Annotated in this window: 6 protein-coding genes; 3 read left to right on the top strand and 3 right to left on the bottom strand. The window is 58.5% G+C overall.

The features are described from left to right. Window positions 1-333 precede the first annotated feature (333 nt). The 3 genes from AC1DSG_RS24195 to AC1DSG_RS24185 all read left to right on the top strand — a co-directional run bounded on the left by AC1DSG_RS24195 (window position 334) and on the right by AC1DSG_RS24185 (window position 3243). Complete coding sequence (locus AC1DSG_RS24195) at window positions 334-1023, top strand: crotonase/enoyl-CoA hydratase family protein (protein WP_477793151.1); 690 nt, start codon at window positions 334-336, stop codon at window positions 1021-1023. Window positions 1024-1235: 212 nt separating this feature from the next. After that, the gene (locus AC1DSG_RS24190; protein ID WP_477793150.1) at window positions 1236-1958 is read left to right on the top strand and encodes a lysophospholipid acyltransferase family protein; all 723 of its coding nucleotides are present in this window, start codon (window positions 1236-1238) and stop codon (window positions 1956-1958) included. Window positions 1959-2268: 310 nt separating this feature from the next. Next, window positions 2269-3243: a magnesium and cobalt transport protein CorA gene (locus tag AC1DSG_RS24185; RefSeq protein ID WP_477793149.1), complete on the top strand. Its 975-nt coding sequence runs from the start codon at window positions 2269-2271 to the stop codon at window positions 3241-3243. An 84-nt stretch (window positions 3244-3327) separates the two neighbouring features. Here the strand turns inward: AC1DSG_RS24185 and AC1DSG_RS24180 are convergent, their stop codons facing one another. From AC1DSG_RS24180 to AC1DSG_RS24170, 3 genes are all read right to left on the bottom strand, one after another. Then, entirely contained in the window at window positions 3328-4050 is a 723-nt protein-coding gene (locus AC1DSG_RS24180) for an amidotransferase (RefSeq protein ID WP_477793148.1), read from the bottom strand. Between the two features lie 95 nt (window positions 4051-4145). After that, the gene (locus AC1DSG_RS24175; protein WP_477793147.1) at window positions 4146-6290 is read right to left on the bottom strand and encodes a 3-hydroxyacyl-CoA dehydrogenase NAD-binding domain-containing protein; all 2145 of its coding nucleotides are present in this window, start codon (window positions 6288-6290) and stop codon (window positions 4146-4148) included. 26 nt (window positions 6291-6316) lie between these two features. Further along, the gene (locus AC1DSG_RS24170) at window positions 6317-7522 is read right to left on the bottom strand and encodes an acetyl-CoA C-acetyltransferase (protein WP_477793146.1); all 1206 of its coding nucleotides are present in this window, start codon (window positions 7520-7522) and stop codon (window positions 6317-6319) included. Window positions 7523-7654: the final 132 nt, after the last annotated feature.

Genomic DNA, 7654 nt, shown 5'->3' with positions numbered 1-7654 from the left:
CCTTAAGCCACTCGGACACTTCACCGTATCTCGTCAAACAAGTTCTGTCTGTCGAGGCGCGCTAATGTAGTCGAAACCTTTTCCGATGGCAAACTTTTTTTGCAGAATTTTCATGCGCTTAGCGTTTTAGTCATTCCGGTGTGTTGCTGCCCATGGCAAACCTGCCAATCTCCGGCTTCGCGCCCTCTACTATATAGAGGGAAATGCGCAGCGGGTGTGGCGGGCCACGCTTGCCGGGAAGGGAAAGGGTGACTGGCGGGTCAGTCACAGCGCTTTACCTGACGTGTCTCGGTGGGTAACGTCTGCCCCAACTTTCATACAAGGAATAGCGTCATGAGTGAGTTGATTTCCTACCATCTCGAAGACGGTATCGCGACCCTGACCTTGAGCAATGGCAAGGTCAATGCCATCTCGCCCGACGTGATTGCTGCGTTTAACGCTGCGCTGGATCAAGCGGTGACTGATCGTGCGGTGGTGATCATTACCGGGACTCCCGGGATTCTGTCGGGTGGTTATGACTTGAAGGTGATGACGTCCGGCCCTAAAGAAGCGGTGGCGTTGGTCACTGCCGGTTCGACCCTGGCCCGTCGCCTGTTGTCGCACCCGTTCCCGGTGATCGTGGCGTGCCCTGGGCATGCCGTGGCCAAGGGTGCGTTCCTGCTGTTGTCGGCGGATTACCGTATTGGTGTCGATGGGCCGTTCAGCATTGGTCTGAACGAAGTGCAGATCGGCATGACCATGCACCACGCCGGTATCGAGATCGCACGTGATCGTCTGCGCAAGTCGGCGTTCCACCGCTCCGTGATCAATGGCGAGATGTTTAACCCGCAGAGCGCTGTGGATGCCGGCTTCCTCGACGTGGTGGTATCGGCCGAAGAGTTGCAAGGTGCAGCGCTGGCGGCGGCTCGTCAGTTGAAGAAGATCAATATGACCGCGCACAAGAACACTAAGCTGAAAGTACGCAAGGCGTTTCTGGAGACGCTGGACAACGCGATCATCCTGGACCAGGAGCATTTGGGTTAAGCCCAAACTTCTCGCACCGAAAAGCCCGACCGTCGTGTCGGGCTTTTTCTTACGCGCTGCGTTGAAAAGTCTGCAACCGCTCTAGGCCGCATCTGACCAATAAGTCAGAAACATGCTCACAAACATCGCCGTTCCCCCCTCTTTAGTGGCAATTGCCGAAAACAGTGCACATCCGTACACTGCGCCACCTTTTGTCCCGGTGGGGCCTGCAAATGCTGTTTGTGTTTCGTATGTTCTTGATGGGCCTGCACTTTATTCTGGCCGGTGTGCTTGGGGTGATTCTGGGCCTGTGTCGCCCGTTCAACCCGGACAACAGCCGTTTGTGCGCACGTCTGTATGCGTGGCCGGCGATGTGCATTCTGCGTTTACGGGTGAAGACCGATGTCGCGCCATTGATGAACAAGCCTGAGAGCTGCGTGATCGTCGCTAATCACCAGTCCAACTACGACTTGTTTGTGTTCGGCAACGTGGTGCCCCGCCGCACCGTGTGCATCGGCAAGAAAAGCCTTAAGTGGGTGCCGCTGTTCGGGCAGCTGTTCTGGCTGGCCGGTAACGTGCTGATCGACCGCGGCAATGCGCAAAAAGCGCGCCAGTCGATGCTGACCACCACGCACACCTTGCAGCATGAAGACACTTCGATCTGGGTCTTTCCGGAAGGCACGCGCAACCTGGGCGAAGAATTGCTGCCGTTCAAGAAAGGCGCGTTCCAGATGGCAATTGCTGCCGGCGTGCCGATCGTGCCGGTGTGTGTCAGCAGTTACGTCAAACACATGCGATTGAACCGCTGGCGCAGTGGGAAAATTCTGATTCGTTCGTTGCCGGCGATTCCGACAGCGGGATTGAGCCTGGACGACATGCCCATGCTGATGGATCAGTGCCGCGAGCAGATGCGCGAGTGCATCGCTTCGATGGATCGGCAACTGCAAGCCGCGTAGAAAGAAACCCGCCTGGCAGTTAAGCCGAACCGCACTTTGTAGCAGCTGGCGCAGCCTGCGTTCGGCTGCGTAGCAGTCGTAAATCCAGCACACGTGGATATCCTGAAACACCGCATCGTCCGTTTCACGACTGCTRCGCAGCCGAACGCAGGCTGCGCCAGCTGCTACGGATCGTGTTATGGCGTAAATGATCGGCATTACCCGCCTTGCCTGCGAACTCTGCAGAGTTCGCTCACTCTCAAGCAGTAGACAAGGCTAAGCTGAAGATTGCCTGCCACTGCCATCTGCTAATAAGAAGTGAACCTGAATCATGGGTAGAGTTGTTGCTGCTGCGGTTTACAGCGCCGGTAAGAGAGTCACCAATATCACCCTCGACGAAGGCGCCGCTTGGGCCGCAAAACCCGGCCACTTTGTCTGGATCGGCCTCGAAGAGCCGGACGCCCAGGAACTGGCCAACCTGCAACGCCAGTTCAACCTGCATGAACTGGCCATCGAAGATGCCCTGGAAAAGCACAGCCGACCGAAGCTCGAAACGTTCGGCGATGCGTTGTTTATCGTCACGTATTCGCCGATTCGCAACGAAGGCAAATTGCAGTTCATCGAGACTCATATCTTTGCCGGTAACGGTTACATCATCACCGCACGAAATGGCCACTCGGCGTCTTACGCCTATGTCCGACAGCGTTGTGAGGCGCGTCCGCTGTTACTTGAGCATGGGGAAGATTTCGTCCTCTACGCGCTCCTCGATTTTGTGATTGAAAACTACCAGCCGAKGGGCGAAGCGATCCATGCCGAGATCGATGAGCTGGAACGCAACGTGTTGTTGTGCGGTACGCTGAATGAACATGACATCCAGAAACTTCACGGCCTGCGCCGTGACGTCTTGCGTCTGCGTCGTTATGCGGCGCCGATGGTGGAGATCGGTGAGGAACTGCAGAAGCTGAGTTTCCCGTTCATCGACAAGAACATGCGCCCGTACTTCCGTGACGTGCAGATCCACGTGACACGGCAGATGGAAGACCTGACAACCCTGGCCGACATTGCCAGCCAGACGATTGAGATTGGAGTGCTGTTGGAAGCTTCCCGCCAGAGCGTGGTGCAGCGCAAGTTTGCGGCGTGGGCGGCGATTTTGGCGTTTCCGACGGCGGTGGCCGGAATTTACGGGATGAACTTCCAGAACATGCCGGAGCTGGCGTGGCAATACGGGTACTTTGGGGTGCTGGGGTTTATTGTGGTGGGGTGTACAGGGCTGTGGGCGAGTTTCAAGAGGTCGGGGTGGCTTTAGTCAATACCGAGTCGCCTGTGACAATCGCGAGCAGGCTCGCTCCCACAAGGGTTCTTCAGTGGGACGAGCCTGCATGTTTTTGCTTTAAACCGTTTCTGGCTTATGCGCCACAAACCGCATCATCCACTCCGCAACAGTAGCGCCATGATGCTCCTGCTCAAGGCTGGCCACGCCTTTGGAGTAAATCTGCTCGCCCAGCGCCTGTTGACGGATCTCCAGCAGCGCGCGCGAATAATCGTGAATAAACTCCGGATGCCCCTGGAAGCACAGCACCTGATCGTTGATGTGGTAAGCGGCGAAGGGGCAGAAATCGCTGGAAGCGATGACCGTGGCGTTTTCCGGTAGCGAGGTCACCTGATCCTGGTGGCTGATCAACAAGGTCAACTCTTCCCTGACCGGGCTCATCCACGGCGCCTTGGCCGCGAGTTTGTAGCGGTGGGTGCCGACGCCCCAGCCTTGGGTTGCACGTTCGCTTTTGCCGCCCAGCAACAGCGCCAGCAACTGATGGCCGAAACACACGCCCAGTAGTTTGTCGCCGCGCTCGTAGCGGGTCAGCAGGTAGGTCTTGAGTGTTTCGATCCACGGGTCGGTGCCGAAAGAGTCGGCCTTGCTGCCAGTGACCAGATAAGCGTCGAAGGTCAGCTCATCGCTTGGGTATTCGCCCTGCATCACGTTATAGACCGTGAACTCGGCCGCGATAGGTTGCTGCGAAAACAGGTGTTTGAACATCTGCCCGTAGCCCTGATATTGGTCGACCAATTCTGGACGCAGGATGTCGGTTTCCAGAATGCAGATGCGTAACGACATAAAAAATACCTGACACGTGATGGGAATAATGCACACCCCAGAGCCTGCCTCGAAACACCGTTCCAAGGCAAGCCCCGCGAGGCGTCACCGGTCCCTTAAAACGCCTCCCCTTTAGCGGCTTTTTCCAGCAACAAGGCCGGCGGGTTGAAGCGCTCGCCATACTGCGCGGACAGGTATTGGGCGCGGGCGACGAAGTCTTGCACGCCGTACTGATTGATGAATTGCAACGCACCGCCGGTCCAGGCCGCAAAACCGATGCCGAAGATCGAGCCGACGTTGGCGTCTGCCGTCGATGTCAACACGCCCTCCTCCACACAGCGCACGGTCTCGATGGCTTGCACGAACAGCAGGCGATCACGCACGTCCTTTGGCGAAATCTGCCCGTCAGGCTTCTCGAATCGGCTTTTCAGCTCCGGCCATAAATGTTTCTGCCCGGCGGCCGGGTATTCATAAAAACCGCCTCCTGCCGCTTTCCCGGGCCGTTTGAATTCGTTGAGCAGCAAGTCAATCACGGCAAACGCCGGGTGCTCAATCAGCGGTTTCCCTTCTGCTTGCAGGTCTTTGGCCGTTTGCTGGCGGATATGGCTCATGAGGCTGAGGGAAACCTCGTCAGAGATCGCCAAAGGCCCGATGGGCATACCGGCCTTGCGTGCTTCGGTTTCGATCATCGCCGCACTGATGCCTTCGCCGAGCATGGCGATGCCTTCGTTGGTGAAGGTGCCGAACACCCGCGAAGTAAAGAAACCGCGACTATCGTTGACCACAATCGGGGTTTTCTTGATTTGCAGGACGTAATCGAACCCGCGGGCCAGGGTTTCGCCGCTGGTGTGGGCGCCTTTGATGATTTCCACCAACGGCATTTTCTCCACGGGGCTGAAGAAATGCAGGCCGATGAATTTGCTCTGATCCGGTACTGCTGTGGCCAGGCCGCTGATCGGCAAGGTCGAGGTGTTGGAGGCGATCACGGCATCCGGGCCGACGACTTTTTGCGCAGCCGATGAGACCCTGGCTTTAAGCTCGCGGTCTTCGAATACCGCCTCGATAATCAGGTCGCAACCGGCCAGGTCCGCATCGCTTTCAGTGGTGTGGATCCGCGCCAGGATAGCCTCACGCTGCTGCGAAATCATTTGGCCGCGCGCGACTTTCTTGTCCAGCAGCGCTGCCGAATGGGCCTTGCCCTTTTCTGCTGCTGCCAGGGTAACGTCCTTGAGCACCACCTCGATGCCCGCCGATGCGCTGACAAAAGCGATGCCCGCGCCCATCATCCCGGCGCCGAGCACCCCGACTTTTTGCGTCAAGTAGGGGGCGAAACCCTGGGGCCGCGAGCCGCCGGCATTGATTTCGTTGAGCTGGAACCAGAACGTGCCGATCAGGTTTTTCGAGATTTGGCCGGTGGTCAATTCGGTGAAGTAGCGAGTTTCGATCAAGTGCGCGGTGTCGAAATCCACCTGAGCACCTTCAACCACCGCACAGAGGATTTTCTCCGGCGCGGGCATGCAGCCTTGGGTTTTGCTGCGCAGGATCGACGGCGCGATGGCAAGCATTTGCGCGACTTTCGGACTGGACGGTGTACCGCCCGGGATCTGATAACCTTTCACGTCCCAGCGCTGAACCACTGTCGGATTGGCCAGAATCCATGCCCGGGCCTTGCTCAGTAATTCGTCAGGATTTTTCGCCAATTCGTCAATCAAGCCGGCCTGCAACGCCTGTTGTGGTCGGATTTTTTTGCCTTCGAGCAGGTACGGCAAGGATTTTTCAATCCCCAGCATCCGCACCATGCGCACCACCCCGCCGCCACCCGGCAACAGGCCAAGGGTGACTTCCGGCAAGCCGAGTTGTACGGCCGGATTGTCCAGCGCCACGCGGTGATGGCACGCCAGGCAGATTTCCCAACCGCCGCCCAATGCGGCTCCGTTGATCGCGGCCACCACCGGTTTGCCGAGGGTTTCGAGGGTGCGCAATTGACCCTTGAGCGTCAGCACCCTGTCGTAGAACGCCTTGGCTTCGGCTTTGCCGACCTTGATCAGTTCATTGAGGTCGCCGCCGGCGAAGAACGTCTTTTTCGCCGAGGTGATGATGACCCCGGCAATACTGTCTTTTTCAGCGACCAGACGGGCGACGCAGGCGGCCATGGCTTCGCGGTAGTCCGCGTTCATGGTGTTTGCGCTCTGGCCTGGCATGTCGATGGTGAGGACGACGATATGGTCCTGACCCTTCTCGTAACGAATGGCTTCAGTCATGAACATGTTTCCTTGAAAGTCGGGGCTCAGAGGCGTTCGATGATGGTGGCAATGCCCATGCCGCCACCGACACACAGCGTCGCGAGGCCATAGCGCAGGCGGCGGGCTTCCAGCTCATCGAGCAGCGTGCCGAGAATCGCGCACCCCGTGGCGCCCAGCGGATGGCCCATGGCGATGGAACCGCCGTTGACGTTGACCTTGTCCGGGTCGATGGTCATGTCCTTGATGAATTTGAGCACCACCGAGGCAAACGCTTCATTGACTTCGAACAGGTCGATGTCCTCAACCCGCAGGCCGGCCTTGGCCAGCGCTTTACGAGTGGCCGGCGCGGGGCCGGTGAGCATGATGGTCGGGTCGGTGCTGGTGACCGCCGTGGCGACGATCCGCGCCCGAGGCTGCAAGCCCAGCGCCCGGCCCTTGGCTTCGGAACCGATCAGCATCAGCGCGGCGCCATCGACGATCCCGGAGCTGTTGCCCGGCGTGTGAACGTGATTGATCCGTTCGACATGGCTGTAGACGCGCAACGCCGTGGCGTCGAAGCCCATTTGCCCCATCATCTCGAAGCTTGGCTTGAGCTTGCCCAAGCCTTCCAGGGTGGAGTCGGCCCGAATGAACTCATCATGATCGAGCAGGATGATGCCGTTCTGATCCTGCACCGGCACCAGTGATTTGTTGAACGAACCGTTCGCCCGCGCCCGTGCGGCTTTCTGTTGCGAGTACAGCGCGTAAGCATCGACGTCCTGGCGGCTGAAACCTTCGAGGGTGGCGATCAGATCAGCGCCTACGCCCTGCGGGGTGAAATGACTATGCAGGTTGGTTTCCGGGTCCAGCGCCCAGGCCCCGCCGTCGCTGCCCATTGGCACGCGGGACATTGACTCGACACCGCCGACCACCACCAGGTCTTCGAATCCGGAGCGCACCTTCATCGCGCCGAGGTTCACCGCCTCAAGGCCCGATGCGCAAAAGCGGTTGATCTGCACACCCGAGACGCTGACGTCCCAATTCGCCACCTGGGTCGCGGTCTTGGCGATATCGCAGCCTTGATCACCAATGGGCGTCACGCAGCCCAGCAGGACATCATCGACCTGGCTGGTATCGAGCGAGGTGCGCTGTTGCAGCGCCGTCAGCAACCCGGCCACCAGATTGATCGGTTTGACACTGTGCAAGGCGCCATCGGCCTTGCCTTTGCCACGGGGCGTGCGTAACGCATCGAATATCAAAGCTTGGGTCATGACGTCCTCGAACCTGAGCGGTGAGTAAAAACTGAGCGCTCACTCTTATGCCGAGCTGTCGCAGTTTCAATGACCGCAGTGCTCACAGACGTTGACGGACACGCTCAGACGGACGGTAGTGAGCTATTGGAT

Source organism: Pseudomonas sp. P5_A12, from assembly GCF_056400685.1.
This window is presented reverse-complemented; position numbering and strand designations above follow the sequence as displayed.